Below are 16,071 nucleotides of genomic sequence, written 5' to 3' on the forward strand. Positions count from 1 at the left end.
AACCGTCTCCGTCTCCGAGACGAGCGACGGCGACGACGGCCTTCCCGGCTTCGGGCCTGCGGTCGCACTCGTCGCACTCGCGCTCGTCGCCACGGCAGTTGCGACGCGGCGGCGCTGAACCGCGCGCGGATCGCTCGATCCCGGTCCCGGATAACCCGGGAATATATTCTGGGTGGATTTGTTTCCGCAAGTTATAGAACCTCGCTCCGTCTAACGCCGGCAATGAGCGAGCGGAACATCCGGGTCGAGCCGATCGACCGTCAGGCAGTCGAAGATCAGGAAGTCGAAATCGTCGAGCGAAAGGGGATCGGCCACCCAGACTCCATCTGTGACGGGGTCGCAGAGAGCGTCGCCAGCGCGCTCGCGAGCGAGTACCTCGAGCGCGTCGGCGAAGTCCTGCACTTCAACACCGACGAGACGCAACTCGTCGCGGGCGAGGCCGCGCCCGCGTTCGGCGGCGGCGAGGTCGTCGATCCGATCTACCTGCTGATCGTCGGCCGGGCGACCAAACACTACGAGGGGCAGACGATCCCCACCGAAACGATCGCGCTGCGGGCCGCGCGCGACTATCTCGAGGAGACGATCCCGCAACTCGAGTACGGCGAGGATATCGTCGTCGACGTCAAACTCGGCGAGGGAAGCGGCGACCTGCAGGACGTCTTCGGGGAGGACGAAGTCAGCGTTCCAATGGCCAACGACACGAGTTTCGGCGTCGGCCACGCCCCGCTGACCGAGACCGAGCGGATCGTCCACGAGGCCGAACGGCGGCTCAACGGCGAGTACGCCGACGAGCATCCGGAACTGGGACCGGACGTGAAACTCATGGGGAAACGCGAGGGTGACACGATCGACGTCACCGTCGCGGCGGCGATGGTCGACGAGTACGTCGCCGATCTGGACGAGTACGTCGACGCCGTCGAGTCCGTCCGCGAGTTCGTCGAGAGCGTCGCGAGCGAACACACGGACCGCGAGGTGGCCGTCCACGTCAACACTGCCGACGACTACGAGGAGGGTTCGATCTACCTGACCGTCACCGGTACCTCCGCGGAACAGGGCGACGACGGCTCGGTCGGCCGCGGAAACCGTGCCAACGGGCTCATCACGCCGAACCGCTCGATGTCGATGGAGGCCACGAGCGGCAAGAACCCGGTCAACCACATCGGCAAGATCTACAACCTGCTGTCGACCGAAATCGCCGAGGCGGTCGTCAGCGAAGTCGACGGGATCCGCGACCTGCGCGTCCGACTGCTCTCCCAGATCGGTCGGCCGATCGACCAGCCACACGTCGCCGACGTCCACGTCGTCACCGCCGACGGCGTCTCGGTGGCGGACGTCGAGGGCGACGTCGAAGCGATCGTCGACCGCGAACTCGCGGACGTCACGGAGGTTACCCGCCGCGTGATCGACGGCGAACTCTCGACGTTCTAACTGGCGCTCTCTTTCCGTTTCAGTTCACTCTCCGATCCCCTCGAATTACGCTTCGATATTGCGGCGGGGAACGGCACCGTTCGATATATCGTTAGCCCCCGTATTCAGACGGCGTAGCCTCGGTTTCCCATCGCGCGCAGCCCTTCTCGAGTCGGTCACAGTAGCCGGTTCCGACAGGCCCTTTAGTCGCCTTGCTGTGGAAGTCGGATAGCGAGTTACGAATCGAAATCAGCTCGAGGAGCGATCGCCAGTGTCGGGTCCGTCCATGCGTTCGAATCGGATCGTGCTCGCCGTCGTCGCCAGTACCTTCTTCGTCGGGTTCGGTGGCGGCGTCGTCTTTCCGATCCTGCCGAATCTCGGCGACGTGCTCGGTATTTCGGCGTTCATGGTTGGAATCATTCTGAGCGCGAACCGGTTTACCAGACTGGTGAGCAACGCTCCGGCCGGGGCGCTCGTCGATCGGGTCGGCACCCGGACACCGTTTATCGCGGGGCTGGCGATCGAAGGCGTGGCGACGTTCGGCTACGTCGTCGCGATCGTCTCGAGTCGGCCGTCGGTGTGGTTTCTCCCGGACGCTCCGGCGGCGTGGTTTCTGCTCGCGAGAGTGTGCTGGGGCATCGGAAGCGCGCTGGTTTTTGCGACCGCCTACACGATCACCGCCGATGTCAGCGAGGCCGACTCGCGGGGGACGAGCATGGGGATCGTCCGCGCTGGCATCACGTTCGGGTTTCCGGCCGGCCTCGTCCTCGGTGGCGTCGTCAGCGACGTCTACGGCGAGACGACTGCGTTCGTCCTCGCAGCCGGATTCGCCGGCCTCGCGAGCGTCGTCGCGTTCCTGATCGTCCCCGAAACCCACGTCGAGGGGGACCGCGAGACAGTCGCTCCGTGGGATGTCGAGACGACCCTCCCGGCGCTGACGATCGGCGCGGTCAACTTCGGCCTGTATTTCGCGTACATCGGGGTGTTGTTCTCGACGCTCGTTCTCCTGCTTGGCGACCGCGGCGTCTCGATTTTCGGACTCGACGCACAGGGGTCCTCGGGGATGCTGATGGCCGTGACCGTCCTCTCGGGGTCGGTGTTTACGCTCGGCGGCGGGGTCCTGAGCGATTCGGTCGGCGCTCGCGTTCCCGTCATGCTCGCCTTTCTCGTGACGACCTGCCTCGGATTCGTCGTGTTGGCCTTCGGGCGGCGGTTCGAGGTGCTGGTCTGTGCCTGTCTGTTGATCGGTGCCGGACAGGGCGGGGTCGGCGGTCCGTTGACGGCGTTGCTCGCGGATCTCACACCCGAGGATCGAATGGGACGGGCGATGGGGACGAACAACGTCCTCGGCGACGTCGGCGGCGGCCTCGGCCCGCTGGTGTCGCTCCCGCTCGTCGATGTCGTCGGATTCGAATTCATCTACGCCGTCAGCGCCGTCGTTCCGATGCTCGCCGGGATCGTCCTCGTCGCCGGCGTGTACGCCCATACCGGACGCCTGAACCCGACCGTCGAAGAATCGGTCGCCTAGCTCGAGTCCGTCGCGGCCGCCCGAGCGTCCACGGAGGCTCACGCCTGCGCGTCGCCTCGTAATGCCCTTATAACTACGATCGTCTACTGTCGTCCATGCACCCGCCGGGAGCCGACACCGTCCTCGTCCGTCACGGGGACGTCAACACGAAGAGCAACACCGTCAAGCGGTACATGGAGGGGATTCTCGTCGAGAACATCGAGGCGCTCCTGGCCGACCGTTCGATCCCCGGCGAGGTCGAACGTCGCTGGAACCGCCCGCTGATCCACACGACCGAGGCGGCCGTCGAAGACGCGACCGCGGCCGCGACCGACGCCTTCGGCGTCGTCTCCGCGAGCCCTTCGCTGACCGTCAGTACCGAAAAGGCAGCCATCCTCGAGGCGCTCGCGGAAACCGCCCGCGAGTGCTACGACGGCGGAACGTTCGCCGTCGACGCACGCCGGGCCGACAAGAGCCTTCCGTACGGCAGCGAGGAGCTGGCCCGCGAGGGCGGCACGGCCATCTGGGAGGCCGTCGAGGACGAGTTCGAACCCGCGGTCGACCTCGACGACCCCGATCTCACGTTCGGCGTCGAGGTACGCGAGGACAGCGCGTTCGTCTATCTCGAGAACGCACCCGGGCCGGGCGGGCTTCCGCTCGGCGCACAGGAGCCGGTGATCGCGTTGATAAGCGGCGGAATCGACTCGCCGGTCGCCGCCTACGAGATCATGAAACGCGGGAGTCCGATCGTCCCCGTGTACGTCGATCTCGGGGCGTACGGCGGCATCGACCACGAGGCACGTGCCATGGAGACGGTCCGGACGCTCGCACAGTACGCGCCGAACTTCGATACGCGAGTCTATCGGATTCCGGGCGGCGAGATCGTCGACCTGCTGGTCGGGGAGATGGAACAGGGACGGATGCTCTCGTTGCGGCGCTTTTTCTACCGGGCCGCCGAAACCCTCGCCGAACGGGTCGACGCCCACGGGATCGTCACCGGCGAAGCAGTCGGCCAGAAATCCAGCCAGACCGTCCAGAACCTCGGCGTTACCAGCCGCGTCACCGACCTTCCGATCCACCGGCCCCTGCTCAGCCGGGACAAACACGACATCGTCGCGCAGGCCCGCGAGATCGGGACCTTCTCCCAGTCGACGATCGACGCCGGCTGTAACCGCGTGGCACCCGATCGCGTCGAAACCAACGCCCGCCTCGAGCCGTTGCTCGAGCACGAACCCGACGATCTGCTCGAGCGTGCGGAGGAGACGGCGAAGAAAGCGGAACTGATCGAGCCGTAGCTGCCGCCGGACGCGCTAGGAGCTCCGCTGCCGTTTGTGGATTATCGACCGGAGTCCGCGGCAGCCGGCGATCGCGAGGAAAAAGTATCCGAGGAGAAGCCGACAGAGCTGAACGGCCCATATTGCGAGTGACTCCGATGTGAACAGCGGTGTCGTATTGCGCGTCGTCAGTTCGTAGTGTGTCCCCTGATACGCCACGATGTATCGCCCGGAGCCGAGTTCCCCCCGTTCCGTCGTGAACGTAAACTCGGGGGCACGCATCGACTCGTTGGTAACGACGTACGTTCCGTCGTCCGCGGCGAGGGCTCGTTCGATGCCCGCCCGTGCTTCCGGTGAAAGGGTAGCGAACGCGTACACGTCAGTTTCGGTATAGTTGGACCGGTTCTCTTCGACTGGCTGGACGCTGTAGGTATACTGGGACCCGGGCTCATCTAGCGGCACGACCGACAGCACCCACGGCCCGGCAACGAGCAGCCCGATTCCGAGCAGCGCGTACAGGGCCACGCGCCAGTCCATACTGCACCGGATGACCGATCACTGAATAAGTGTTATTACTTCCCCAACAGATATGGGAGTTCGACCCGGGTACCGTGGTCGGCCGGCAGGACCCGAAACCGACATTACGGAACCACCCGCACCATCGAACAGTGACCCGCGTCTGTCTCATCGGGGCGGCTGATTGCACTCTCCAGTACGAACTCCTCTCCCGCGAGACGGCCCGCGAGGCCCTCGCCACGTACGACCTCGAGCGTCCGTTCGAGAACTCGATCGCCCTCCGGACGGTCAGCGTCGGGGCCGCCGTATCGCTGTTGAACGACCTGAACTGGTATCTCTCCCGGTTCGTCGACGAGGCGCTCGTTCAGGAACCGAGCGTCAGTGAGGACGAGTGGCTCTCCCGCCCCCTCGCCAGACAGCTCAGGAACGGCGATCTCGAGCCCGAATCGACGGCCGAGTTCTGCAAGATCTACGGGCTCGAACGGCCCGATCCCGGTCCTGATTTCGACGCCGATGTCGACGACTCGGCCGGGCGATCCGGATCGTCGGACGAGGACGCGGACGAACCCGACGGCTCGAGCGATGGCGGACCTCGACGACTCGTCGAACCGCTGTACGTGCGCCGAACGGACGGCGAGTTGCCCGAGTACGACCTGCGGGACGTCGAGGATACGCTCGTCGTTCGACTGACCGAATCGGAGTACGCGCCGTGACGTGGCGTTTCGCTCCGACTCGGTACCGTCCCCGGGCTACTCGTCCGCGTCGGACTCCGTCCCCGAATCCGACGCTGAATCCTCCGAATCGGTCGCGGACCCGGACGTAAAGCTCTCGCTCCGTTCGGTGCCGTCCTGATCGACGATCGTCGCGTTGAGATCCGTCACGGGTTCGTCGTCGAAGGTTGCGCGAACGAGTACGCCGACGGTCACGACCTGTTGTGCGCAGTACTCGCCCTCGCCGGCTTCGTCGCTGACCGCCGCTTCGAGTGAGAGCACCTCGTCCTCGAGGTCGGACGTCTCGAGCACCATCTCGTAACAGAGGTTCGGTGCCTCGGCCTCGAGCGCGACCAGAACCGATTCGTCGAAGGACGTCTCGTCGACGAAGGTCTCCGCCTCTTCGGAGAGGTCGCGGTCGGCGAGCCAGTCGTCGACGTCGGACGACGTCGTGAGCCGAGCAACGTCGACCTCGGAACGCGTATCGCGCTGGTACTGATGTGTTTCGATCGTGAACTCCTCGCCGTCGCCCGTTTCGCCGTCGTTGCCCGTTTCGCTGTCGTCCGAATCGGTTTCGTCGTTGTCGCCGTCGGGACTCTCGTCGGGGTCGGAGCCGGACGCCTGATCGTCCGTGAACTGGTCGATACAACCGGCGGTAGCCCCAAGCAGGGCAGCAGTACTACCGAGCACCGTTCGTCTCGAGGGTGAGGTCATTTCTATTGTACCGTAGACGGCCCCGAATAAAGACCATTGCCCTAGGTGAAAGAACGCTTTTCGCTAGGGGAGTCAGGAATCCGAACGGAAACGCCGGAGCGACCCACGGCGGAGTCGGCTCCGGTCAGTCGAACAGGCCAGTCGAGAGGTACCGCTCGCCGCTATCCCAGAAGACCGTGACGACCAGCGGACAGTCCTCGTTCGTCCGGCCGCCGTCCGGCTCGGGTGAGACCGGCTGATGGCGATCGAAACTGTCCGGAACCTCCGGGCACTCGAGGGTCGGATCGGCGATATCGTTCGCGACGCGCTGGGCGACGAGACTCGTCGCACCGCTTGACTGCCCGACGAGGATCCCCTCCTCGCGGGCGAGTCGACGGCATTCGTCCTCCGCGTGTTCGAGTTTCACCGTCTCGACGCGATCGATCAGGTCCCGGTCGAGGTTGTCGCTGACGAAGCCGGGACCCATCCCTTGGAAGCCGTCGTCGCCGGACTCGCCGGTCGAGAGGACGGCGTTCCGGGCCGGTTCGACGGCGATGATCTCCATCTCGGGAAACTCCTCGCGGAGCCGACGCCCGGTTCCCGAGAGCGTGCCGCCGGTTCCGACGCCGGCCACGAAGGCGTCGATCTCGCGATCCCCGATCTGCTCGAGGATCTCCTCGCCGGTCGTCCGGTAGTGTGCGGCGGGGTTTGCCGGGTTCTCGAACTGTCCGAGCTGGACGGCCCCCGCCTCCTCGAGTTCGGCGGCGCGAGCGCGAGCGGTTTCCATATCGCCGTCGACGAGTTCGAGTTCGGCTCCGTACGCCGCCATCACCTGTCGCCGCTCCGTGGATTTGTCGGACGGCATGACGATCGTCAGGTCGTAATCGCGGGCGGCACAGACCATCGCAAGTCCGATTCCCGTATTGCCGCTCGTCGGTTCGACGAGCCAGTCGCCGGGTTCGATCCGTCCCTCCCGTTCGGCCGCCCGGATCATCTCGCGAGCCGGGCGATCCTTGGCCGAGCCGCCGGGATTGAACGTTTCGATTTTGGCGGCGACGGTCGCCCCCTCGGGCGAGTCGACCTGGACCAGCGGCGAGCCGATCGCGTCCAGGATACTTCCCTTCATTGGCCGGTCCTAGGGGACCAAAACGTAAATCGGTGCTGGACGGCGGCAGGACGTGCCGGTGTGTCTATTTTCGGACCGCCGACCGATCGCGCGGTTACGTGGGTCGTGCCGGCGTCACGGTCTCGGCCGCGTCGATCCGTTCCCGGGCGTACGCGTCGGCCGCTTCGAGGACCGTCGTGTCCCGGTCGTCGGCACGCTCGATCATCTCGAGCAGTCGGTCGCCGATCGCGGCCGCTTCCTCGGAGGCTTCCTCGCGTGTTCCACCGAGATACTCCTTTGCGACCGTGATCAGGCCGCCGCCGTTGATGACGTAGTCCGGCGCGTACAGGACCCCCTGTTCCCGGAGGACGTCCGCGTGGCGTCGTTCCGCGAGGACGTTGTTCGCGCCGCCGGCGACGATGTCACAGTCGAGCCGTGGGATCGTATCGTCGTTGATCACGCCGCCGATCGCACACGGGGCGAAGACGTCACAGGATTGATCGTAGACCGCGTCCGGCGCGACGGTGTCGACACCGTGCTCCCGTGCGAACGCCTCGACGGCCGACTCGTCGACGTCGGAAACGGTCACCGACGCCCCGTGCTCGAGCAGTTTCTCGGCGAGCGACTGACCGACCTTGCCGAGTCCCTGAATCACGACCTCGCGGTCCGTGACGGACGCCGTTCCGTAGACCGATTCGACGCAGGCCCGAATCCCGTGAAACACGCCGTGTGCCGTGATCGGCGAGGGGTTCCCCAGTCCGTCGCTGGTCCCGACAACGTGGTCGGTTTCCCGGGCGACGACGTCCATGTCCTCGACGCCGGAGTTGACGTCGACGGAGGTGATGTATCGGCCCGCCAGACAGTCGACGGCCCGTCCGTAGGCCTCGAACAACGCGTCCCCCTTGAGGTCGTCCGGGTTACCCAGGATGACCGCTTTGCCGCCGCCTAACGGGAGGTCGGCCGCGGCAGCCTTGTACGTCATCGCCTTCGAGAGGCGCAACACGTCCTCGAGCGCGGCGTCTTCCGTTTCGTAATCGAGAATACGCGTTCCGCCGAGGCTCGGGCCGAGCGTCGTGTCGTGGATCGCCACGATCGCCTGCAGCCCCGTCTCTGGGTCGGAAAAGTACGATACCTGTTCGTGTCCCCCATCGCTGATCGGACCGAATACCATGATATATAACGCTTTTGCTTAGCGTAAAAATTCTACCGACTTGACGCACGCGGGCGGACGTTTTGCCGCTGCGTCACGACCGGCCGACATGGACGACGGCATCGTCTTCTTTCGGACGGAGCGCCACGACGACGTGATCGAGTTCTACCGCGACCTCGGGGCCGACGTCTGGCTCGAGCAACCCGATTGTACCGTTCTCGAGGCCGGCGGGTTCCGGTTCGGGTTCTGCGACCGCGACGGTGCGGAAACCGACGGGATCGTCACGTTCGTCTTCGACGACCGTGCGGGTGTCGACGAGGCGTACGAACGACTGCGCGACCGAGCGGACGACGAACCGCGGTTCAACGAGCGGTACGACATCTATCAGTTCTTCGCCTCGGACCCCGAGGATCGGACGGTCGAATTCCAGACGTTCGAGTACGGGCTCGAGCGCTCGGCGTCACAAGCAGGGAGTGTCGGAAGCGCGACGATTAAACCGTCCGCCGGCCAATCGGCGGGTATGAGTCTCGAGACCATGCGGCCGAACCCGACGTGGGACGCCGCGTCCTACGAGTCGGCCGTCGACACGCTCGAAGCGCACAACGACGAACTGGTGTACAAGGTCTGGGGCGGCGACTGGTGCAAGGACTGTCGCGCCCTGCTGCCGGACTTCGGCGCGGCGCTCGAGGCCGCCGACGTCCCCGCGGATCGCATCGAGGAGTTCGCCCTCGACCGGGACAAACAGGGGCCGGGCGTCGAGGAGTACGACATCGAGTACATCCCGACGATCGTCGTCGAAACCGACGAAGGCGAGGAGGTGACGCGGTTCGTCGAGGACGCGGACCGTCCGCCCGCGATCTGGTTGGCCGATCGGCTCGAGGCGGCGCTATCCTAAGCGGTCGAGACGGCCGATCCCGCGGACTGCGTTCGGTTCGTACCGGCGTCTGCTGGGAGACGGAACGCCGAACGAGCTAGAACGGAGTCCTCTCGGCGTTCGATCCGCCGCTCGAATCGCCGACGTCGACCTCCCCGCGCAGCCACTCCAGCGCGTCGGAGACGTCGTGGGTCGGCGGCGAACAGGTTCGGTTCCGGCAGACGTACAGCGTTGGGTCGCCGTTGCGGGCCTCGCGGCCGGCCCAGATCGGCGGCGCGTCCTCGAGTCCGAGTTCGCCGAGCCACGCCGCGAGTCCGTCCGCGGTCGGTGGTCGAGGGGCGAACAGTCGGTCGGGGAAGTACTGCGAGGCGAACGCCTCGCGCCACTCCTCGGGGACGTTCTCGGCGGCCACCGTGACCTCGAGCGCGCCGGACTCGAGGCGATCCGCGGCGAGACACAGCGACGCGTGTTCGAGGGCGTTGGCCTCGATGCGGTTGGCGTGGGTCTCGAGGACCGTTTCGGCGATGGTCGCGAACCCGTGACCGCCGGCTTCATCGGCAGTGAAGCCGTCGAGCGCGAGCAGCGTCTCGACCGCGACGCCCGTTGCCGAGGGCGTCGACTGGTCGTCGAGTTCCTGTGGCCGGGTCACGAGCGACTCGCCGCTTTCGGGAGTGAAATACAGCGTCCCCCGATCGGCGTCCGAGAACTCGGTCTCGATCGTCCGCGCGAGATCGAGCGCGAACGCGAGGTGGTCGATCTCGCCGGTGGCCTCGTAACACCCCAGCGCACCGCGGGCGAGGAAGGCGTAGTCCTCGAGATAGCCGTCGACGGCGACGTCGCCGTCTTTGTATCGCCGGGAGAGTCGCCGCTCGTCTTCGTTCCAGAGCCGATCGCGGACGAACGTGAGGGCGTCGACGGCCTGTCGTGCGTACGCGTCGTCGCCCAGCACGAGCGCGGCCTCTGCGCAGGTCGCGATCATCAGGCCGTTCCAGCCTGCGAGCACCTTCTCGTCGCGGTTGGGCCGCGGCCGCTCCTCGCGGGCCTCGAAAAGAGTCTCCCGGGCGGCCTCGAGCCGCTCCCGGATCTCGTCTTCCTCGAGGTCGTACTCGTCGGCGAGGTCGGGGATCGACGCGACGCGATTTGGCTGGTTCCGTCCCTCGAAGTTGCCCGACTCGGTGACGTCGTAGCGCTCGCAAAACAGCGCGGCGGTGGTTTCGTCCGCGAGTACCTCGTGAATCTCCTCGGGCGTCCAGACGTAGAAGGCCCCCTCCTCGCGCTCGCCGGTCTCGGGGGCCTCGCTCTGGGCGTCGAGGGTGCTAAAGAACCCTCCCTCCTCGTGAGTCAGTTCCCGGTCGACGAACGAAAGCGTCTCCGCGACGACCTCGGCGTAGCGCTCGTCGCCGGTCAACTGGTAGCCGGCCAAGAACGCGCGGGGAATCTCGGCGTTGTCGTACAGCATCTTCTCGAAGTGGGGCACCGTCCAGTCCCGGTCGACGCAGTACCGGTGGAACCCGCCGCCGACGTGGTCGTACAGCCCGCCCGCGGCCATCGCGTCGAGGGACTCCGCGAGTACCTCGCGGTACTCCTCTCGCCCAGTTCGGTCGTACGAACGCGCGAGGACGCGCAACCGCGAGGGCTGGGGGAACTTCGGGCCGCCGGAACCGAAACCGCCGTACTGGCGGTCGGCGCTCCGGAGCGCCGCGTCGGCCGCCGTCTCGAGGACCTCGCTCGAGGGCGGCTCCGCCCCGGCGACGGCGTCGGGCGTCTCCTCGAGTCGGTCCGTCGCGGCCGCGGTCCACTTCTCGGCGCGGTCTTCCATCTCCGAGCGGTCCTCTTCGCTCTCCCACGAGTCGCTGATCCGCTCGAGGAGGTCGAGAAAGCCCGGCTGGCCGCGCTGGCCCTCCTTCGGGAAGTAGGTCCCGATAAAGAAGGGTTTGCCCTCGGGCGTCAGCCACGCCGAGAGGGGCCAGCCGCCGCGGCCGGAGACGAGCTGGGCGACGGTCATGTAGATGCTGTCGATGTCCGGGCGCTCCTCGCGGTCGACCTTGATCGGGACGAAGTTCTCGTTGAGGACGTCGGCGACCGCTTCGTCGGCGAAGCTCTCCTCCTCCATGACGTGACACCAGTGACACGCCGAGTAGCCGATCGAGAGGAAGATCGGCACGTCGTGCTCTCGGGCGGCCTCGAGCGCCCGTTCGTCCCACGGCTGCCAGTTGACGGGGTTGTCCGCGTGCTGGCGCAGATAGGGACTTTCCTCCTCCTCGAGCCGGTTTCGCTCGGTCGGTTGAGTCATAGCATCGGATACGTGTGGCCGCTGTAAAAGCCCGGCGTACGGCCCGCTTTCTTTCGAGGGAGCGTGCCAGAATAGTTCGGGCCCGGTCCCGGCGACGGGCGTATCAGGCCCGGAGTTTCGACTTGACGCGCTCGAGACCGGTTCCCGATTCCGCAAACTGTGCCCAGAGGAACAGCGCGGGTGGCAACGCGACGATCGAAGCGACGAACGAGTAGAACACGCTGAGGGCCATCAACAGCCCGAAGTCGCCGAGGATCGGGGTGATCGCGAACGCGAGGGCACCCGTTCCAAGCGACGTCGTCAGCATACTCCCGGCGAGTGCGCCACCGGTCCCCGACAGCGTCGTCGTAAGCGCAGGGAGCGTGTCTTCGGTCCGGTCGAACTCGTCGATGAACCGTGCCGTCGTGTGCACGGAGTAAGCGATCCCCAGCCCGATCGAAATCGAGAGGATGGTCGCCGTCAGTGCGTTGAGTGACATCCCGAGGGCGCGCATCGTCCCGATGAGAAACGCGACGGCGATCGCGATCGGGAACACGTTGACGACGCCGAGTAGGGGCTTCCCTTCTAGGATCGCGTACACGATCACCAGGAAGACCGCCGTGAGCCCGATCGCGAGGATAAGGCCCTGAATCGCCGATTCGAAGATGATGGTACTGACGGCATCGAAGATGATCACTTCGCCGGTTGCGGTCGAGCGATACCGGAACTCGTCGGCAAACTCCCCGGCGTCAGCCGCGACTTTGCTCTGGGTGGCGTCGGAATCGACCGAATACTCGATCTTTGCACCCCGTCGGTCTTCGGTCAGGTACTGTTCGGCCTGTGACCCCGCGGGCGAGGCGAACAGCTCGTCGTAGATCCGGTCGAGGTTCCGGTCGGGGATACCGTTATCGTTCCGGTCGTTACGAGCGACGAGCGCGGCGAATTCGGGATCCTCGCTCGCGTACGACTGGATAACCGTATTGATGCTTCGCGCGTTTGCCCCGCCGTTTTCCCCAACGGCGAGACTCTCCGTCGGATTGTCGTTGGGTTCGGCGAGCGCTTCGAGCGCGTGATCGTCCTCGAGCGGCCCTTCGACGTAGATCATGACCGACTCGTCTTGGCTCGTCTCGAATCGATCCTCGAGCAGGTTGATCGTCCCGGTGATCGTGTACTCTCCCGGAGCGAACGGTTCCGGAACGTAGTCGACGTATCCCGGGTTCTCCTCCGGCGGCAGGAAGTCGTTGGTTTCGAACGTGGTGTCGACGCCCGCACCGTAGCCTGCCATTCCGACGCCGGCAACGAGAAGAACGACGACGAACACGGTCGGTGCGTGCTGGCTTGCGGTCGCGGGCAACGAGAGGACGCGCCCCAGCGATGACTCCTCCGAGGCGATCGGCGTGCTATTGAACTCGGGGACGTCGTACCGCTCCCGGAGTCGGTCGACCTGCAGTTTCGCCGCCGGCAGGAACAGCCCGAAGATGAGGAACGTAAACACGATGCCGACGCTGGATGCGATCCCCATGTTTCGAATCGGCGGGAGGTCGGAAACGATGTTCGCGCCGAAACCGAAGACGGTCGTCACGGTCACGATAACGAACGCGATCATCAGCTGGTTGTTCGCCGTTCGCATCGCGGCCACCGGTTTGATACCCTCGACGGTTTCTTCGCGGTATCGGTTGACGATGTGGATCCCGAAGTCGACCCCGACAGCGAGCAACAACACGGGAACGGCGATCATCAACTGTCCGAACGGTATGCCCGAGTAGCCGAGGAATCCGAACGTCCAGATGACCGTCATCACCAGCGCGATCAGTCCCAGTACGAGATCGATCGGGTCCTGGTAGGCCACCACGAGGAACGCCAACAGTAACAGAACGACGATGGGCATGACGATGGCTATCGAATCGCCGATGACGTTGTCTAACTCCTCGTCGGTGAGGCCCTGGCCGAACGCCCGCAGATCCGTCGGCTCGTCGTCGGCGATCGACTGGATGGCCAGCTGAGTTTCGGTCAGATCGTCGTCGGTAAACTCCTGTGGGACGTCGTGTTCGATCACGATGATCGAAGCCGATGCCGACGCTTCGTTCGGATTGAAGTCATCCGAGACGATCCGCGAAAATCCGGGTTCGTCGGCGGCTGCCCGTATCGCCCGACGAAGCTCCGAATCCGTAGCCCCTTCTATGGCTCGTCGCTGCTCGCCGATCGTCTCGGCATCCGGATCGATCGCCTGTGCGACGATCGTTGCCGGCCCCTTGGCCGATTCCATCCGGAGATCGTCCCGCTGTTCGACACGCTCGAGAACGGAGAGGACGTGGAGCAACTCCTGTCGGCTCAACACGTCGTTCCCGGTGTGAACGAGCTGTGTCGTCTGCTCGTCGGTCGTAAACGGTCCCTCGAACTCCGCGTTGATCGTATCGAGCGCCTCCTGTTCGGGCAGATCGTCGGTGAACGCATCGGTCATGTCCTCCTCGGACTCGACGGCCGGTATGCCGCCAGCCCAGACGGCAGTGAGGACGAGGAAGACGACGATGACCGTCTTCGGTCGGGAGACGATCGCCTCGTTGAGTCGAACTGTCGCCCGCTCGATTCGCTCTCCTGCGTCAGTCATTTATCTCCTCTGGAATACGTATGCGCCGGCTCCGAGGCCGGTCAACACGAGGACGCTGATCATCCCGATCGGGAGCCCTCCCTCGTCCGCTTCGACGTCGATCGCGACGCGGGTCGTATCGGAGAGCTGGCTGGTTCCCCGCTCGTCGTCGTACCGGAAGTCGAACGATACCGGGTACGTCTTCGCGGCTGCTGAATCGTCAGCGCTCAACTCGAACGTCATCGTCGTCGTCTCTCCGGGCTCGAGCGCCTCGACGAATCCCTCGTCGTCGTTGCTATCGAGCGGATCGTCGGCGAACAACCGCGCTTCGACATCGGTTACCGTCTGATCGAGGTTGTTCGTGACGGCCACGTCGATGTGGGTCCCGTCACCGGCGGTGATTTCTCGGTCGCGCACTTCCACGGTGAACTGGTCACGCTGTGGACGGATGTCCGCGACGGCCTCGATGTTCGTGTACTGGCGCTTCTCGAAATCGTCGTTTCGGTACTGGACGGCGAGATCCAGCGTTCGGTCTACCGCTTCGGCTTCCTCACTGATCTCGAGGGGAAGGCGGAACGATTCGGAGTCGCCGGCGGCCAGCGTTCCGACGGCAACGCTTCGTTCGATCGGAATGACGTTCGGTGACTTGTCCGCGTACCGGACAACGACGTTTTGCGCGTCGTTCGGTCCCTCGTTGGTGATGACGCCGTGGAGGTCGCCCTCTTCCCCGACGTAGAGCTCGGAATCGATGTCGGTGAGGGTAAACTGCTGTTCCGTCTTCGGGGTGACGCCGGCCGAGGGACTCGTATCGACGCGCTGTAACCCGGTCTCGGTCTTGAACTGCACCGTGCCATCGAGCGTATACTGGCGGACGGACGTATCCGGTGCGACGCGAACGTCGTAGGTCACAGTTGCCGTGTCCCCGGGCTCCAGTTCGTCGATCCACGCCGAATCCTGCGCACTTTCGCCGAACACGAAGCTCGCGCTCGCGGATTCCAGTGCGACGGAGATGTCGGTCGCTGTTTCGCTTCCAGTGTTCTCGATCACCGCTTCTACCGTCCCGGTGTCGCCGATCTGTGCGTCGGTTGTCGCCTCGACGATCGAAAACCGGGCCTTGTCGTCGACGGTCACGTCGACCGACGTCGACCACGTCCGCGTGTGGTCGTAGGTGACACCGCTTCCGAACTGCTGCGACGTGTACGCGTAGGTGACCTCGACGTCGATACTGTACGTTCCCGACTCGATGTCGTCCGGAACGCTTACGGCGATCGGTGCCTCCCTCGGCTTGTTCTCCGTGACTGTTCCGATCGCCGTCTCACCGCTTTCGACAGTAAGCGGCGTCCTGTCTGCCTCGGCTTCGATGCGGACGTCGCGGGCAGCCGTGACGACGTCACGGCCTTCCGCGGTTCCGACATCGAGCGACCCGTCGTTCGAGACTTGCAGCGTTACCTCGTTCGTCTTTCCGGGTTGTACTTTCGGCTCCGGAACGTGCAGCTCGAGGTCGGGTTTCCCCCGAAGATAGGGGCGCTCCCGCGACTGTAGCTGTGGTGTCTGTTGGGTTCGGACCGTTTTGTGAACGGTTTCGACGTCCGAATCGGTAGTGTCGTCGACCTCGAGTCCACCGTCGTCGTCCTGTTGGCTCGTGGCATCGGGGGACTGAGCCGCTGGCGTGACGGCGACGGTTCCGGCCGTCAGTAACAACACGGCAGCCACGACAGTGAACGCCGTTCGTCCCTTCATCGGGCCACCTCCGTCCACCGATCGGTTCGGATGCTATCCGGGATATCCGGCAGTACGACCCCTCTCCGAGGGTCGCTGGCAGTCGGTTGCGTAACGGCTGTGATTCGTCCCATACTGGATAGTAGAATAGAGAAATCAAAAATGCTTTGATTCATGAATTCCTATATTCGGGTAGCCGATCACGACCAGTAGCCAATGACCAGCCGCTTTCGAACCGGCAGTTGCCGGCGTAGTGC

12 protein-coding genes and 1 pseudogene are annotated in these 16,071 nt (G+C 65.0%); 6 read left to right on the top strand and 7 right to left on the bottom strand.

The features are described from left to right. The first annotated feature begins 222 nt into the window (after positions 1 to 222). From TX80_RS12055 to TX80_RS12065, 3 genes are all read left to right on the top strand, one after another. A complete protein-coding gene (locus tag TX80_RS12055) occupies positions 223 to 1,428 on the top strand; it encodes a methionine adenosyltransferase (protein WP_049923386.1) in 1,206 nt (401 codons plus the stop codon). 265 nt (positions 1,429 to 1,693) lie between these two features. Beyond that, positions 1,694 to 2,935 carry an MFS transporter gene (locus TX80_RS12060; protein ID WP_049923387.1) on the top strand — a complete coding sequence of 414 codons (1,242 nt, stop codon included), beginning with the start codon at positions 1,694 to 1,696 and terminating at the stop codon, positions 2,933 to 2,935. Positions 2,936 to 3,030: 95 nt separating this feature from the next. Continuing rightward, the gene (locus TX80_RS12065) at positions 3,031 to 4,209 is read left to right on the top strand and encodes a tRNA sulfurtransferase (protein WP_049923388.1); all 1,179 of its coding nucleotides are present in this window, start codon (positions 3,031 to 3,033) and stop codon (positions 4,207 to 4,209) included. Between the two features lie 15 nt (positions 4,210 to 4,224). On the opposite strand, the gene TX80_RS12070 is transcribed toward TX80_RS12065, so the two are convergent. Further along, a complete protein-coding gene (locus TX80_RS12070) occupies positions 4,225 to 4,725 on the bottom strand; it encodes a hypothetical protein (RefSeq protein ID WP_049923389.1) in 501 nt (166 codons plus the stop codon). A gap of 131 nt (positions 4,726 to 4,856) precedes the next feature. Here TX80_RS12070 and TX80_RS12075 point away from each other — a divergent pair, with 131 nt between their 5' ends. Beyond that, a complete protein-coding gene (locus tag TX80_RS12075; RefSeq protein WP_049923390.1) occupies positions 4,857 to 5,417 on the top strand; it encodes a DUF5804 family protein in 561 nt (186 codons plus the stop codon). Between the two features lie 36 nt (positions 5,418 to 5,453). Here the strand turns inward: TX80_RS12075 and TX80_RS12080 are convergent, their stop codons facing one another. From TX80_RS12080 to TX80_RS12090, 3 genes are all read right to left on the bottom strand, one after another. Further along, on the bottom strand, positions 5,454 to 6,128 hold the full coding sequence (locus TX80_RS12080; protein WP_049923391.1) for a hypothetical protein: 675 nt from the start codon (positions 6,126 to 6,128) through the stop codon (positions 5,454 to 5,456). Between the two features lie 124 nt (positions 6,129 to 6,252). Then, positions 6,253 to 7,233 carry a PLP-dependent cysteine synthase family protein gene (locus tag TX80_RS12085; RefSeq protein ID WP_049923392.1) on the bottom strand — a complete coding sequence of 327 codons (981 nt, stop codon included), beginning with the start codon at positions 7,231 to 7,233 and terminating at the stop codon, positions 6,253 to 6,255. Between the two features lie 94 nt (positions 7,234 to 7,327). Beyond that, complete coding sequence (locus TX80_RS12090; RefSeq protein ID WP_049923393.1) at positions 7,328 to 8,383, bottom strand: Leu/Phe/Val dehydrogenase; 1,056 nt, start codon at positions 8,381 to 8,383, stop codon at positions 7,328 to 7,330. Positions 8,384 to 8,471: 88 nt separating this feature from the next. Between TX80_RS12090 and TX80_RS20060 the strand changes: the two are divergent. After that, positions 8,472 to 8,801, top strand: a pseudogene (locus tag TX80_RS20060) (VOC family protein); the annotation flags it as partial. An 81-nt stretch (positions 8,802 to 8,882) separates the two neighbouring features. After that, complete coding sequence (locus TX80_RS12095) at positions 8,883 to 9,257, top strand: TlpA family protein disulfide reductase (RefSeq protein ID WP_049924063.1); 375 nt, start codon at positions 8,883 to 8,885, stop codon at positions 9,255 to 9,257. Between the two features lie 76 nt (positions 9,258 to 9,333). Here the strand turns inward: TX80_RS12095 and TX80_RS12100 are convergent, their stop codons facing one another. From TX80_RS12100 to TX80_RS12110, 3 genes are all read right to left on the bottom strand, one after another. After that, positions 9,334 to 11,529 (bottom strand): thioredoxin domain-containing protein, encoded by a 2,196-nt coding sequence (locus tag TX80_RS12100; RefSeq protein ID WP_049923394.1) that lies wholly within the window; start codon positions 11,527 to 11,529, stop codon positions 9,334 to 9,336. A 103-nt stretch (positions 11,530 to 11,632) separates the two neighbouring features. Then, complete coding sequence (locus TX80_RS12105) at positions 11,633 to 14,116, bottom strand: efflux RND transporter permease subunit (protein ID WP_049923395.1); 2,484 nt, start codon at positions 14,114 to 14,116, stop codon at positions 11,633 to 11,635. Then, positions 14,117 to 15,835 (bottom strand): COG1361 S-layer family protein, encoded by a 1,719-nt coding sequence (locus TX80_RS12110; RefSeq protein ID WP_049923396.1) that lies wholly within the window; start codon positions 15,833 to 15,835, stop codon positions 14,117 to 14,119. It lies immediately after the preceding gene. Positions 15,836 to 16,071 lie beyond the last annotated feature (236 nt).

The sequence above is a fragment of the Halopiger djelfimassiliensis genome, from assembly GCF_000455365.1.
Lineage (GTDB): Archaea > Halobacteriota > Halobacteria > Halobacteriales > Natrialbaceae > Halopiger_B > Halopiger_B djelfimassiliensis.

Bases quoted from the DNA above. Each gene is read 5' to 3' on its own strand.
- TX80_RS12095 (WP_049924063.1), top strand. From the start codon at position 8,883: ATGAGTCTCGAGACCATGCGGCCGAACCCGACGTGGGACGCCGCGTCC.
- TX80_RS12105 (WP_049923395.1), bottom strand. From the start codon at position 14,116: ATGACTGACGCAGGAGAGCGAATCGAGCGGGCGACAGTTCGACTCAAC.
- TX80_RS12060 (WP_049923387.1), top strand. From the start codon at position 1,694: ATGCGTTCGAATCGGATCGTGCTCGCCGTCGTCGCCAGTACCTTCTTC.
- TX80_RS12110 (WP_049923396.1), bottom strand. From the start codon at position 15,835: ATGAAGGGACGAACGGCGTTCACTGTCGTGGCTGCCGTGTTGTTACTG.
- TX80_RS12055 (WP_049923386.1), top strand. From the start codon at position 223: ATGAGCGAGCGGAACATCCGGGTCGAGCCGATCGACCGTCAGGCAGTC.
- TX80_RS12070 (WP_049923389.1), bottom strand. From the start codon at position 4,725: ATGGACTGGCGCGTGGCCCTGTACGCGCTGCTCGGAATCGGGCTGCTC.
- TX80_RS12085 (WP_049923392.1), bottom strand. From the start codon at position 7,233: ATGAAGGGAAGTATCCTGGACGCGATCGGCTCGCCGCTGGTCCAGGTC.
- TX80_RS12100 (WP_049923394.1), bottom strand. From the start codon at position 11,529: ATGACTCAACCGACCGAGCGAAACCGGCTCGAGGAGGAGGAAAGTCCC.
- TX80_RS12065 (WP_049923388.1), top strand. From the start codon at position 3,031: ATGCACCCGCCGGGAGCCGACACCGTCCTCGTCCGTCACGGGGACGTC.
- TX80_RS12090 (WP_049923393.1), bottom strand. From the start codon at position 8,383: ATGGTATTCGGTCCGATCAGCGATGGGGGACACGAACAGGTATCGTAC.
- TX80_RS12080 (WP_049923391.1), bottom strand. From the start codon at position 6,128: ATGACCTCACCCTCGAGACGAACGGTGCTCGGTAGTACTGCTGCCCTG.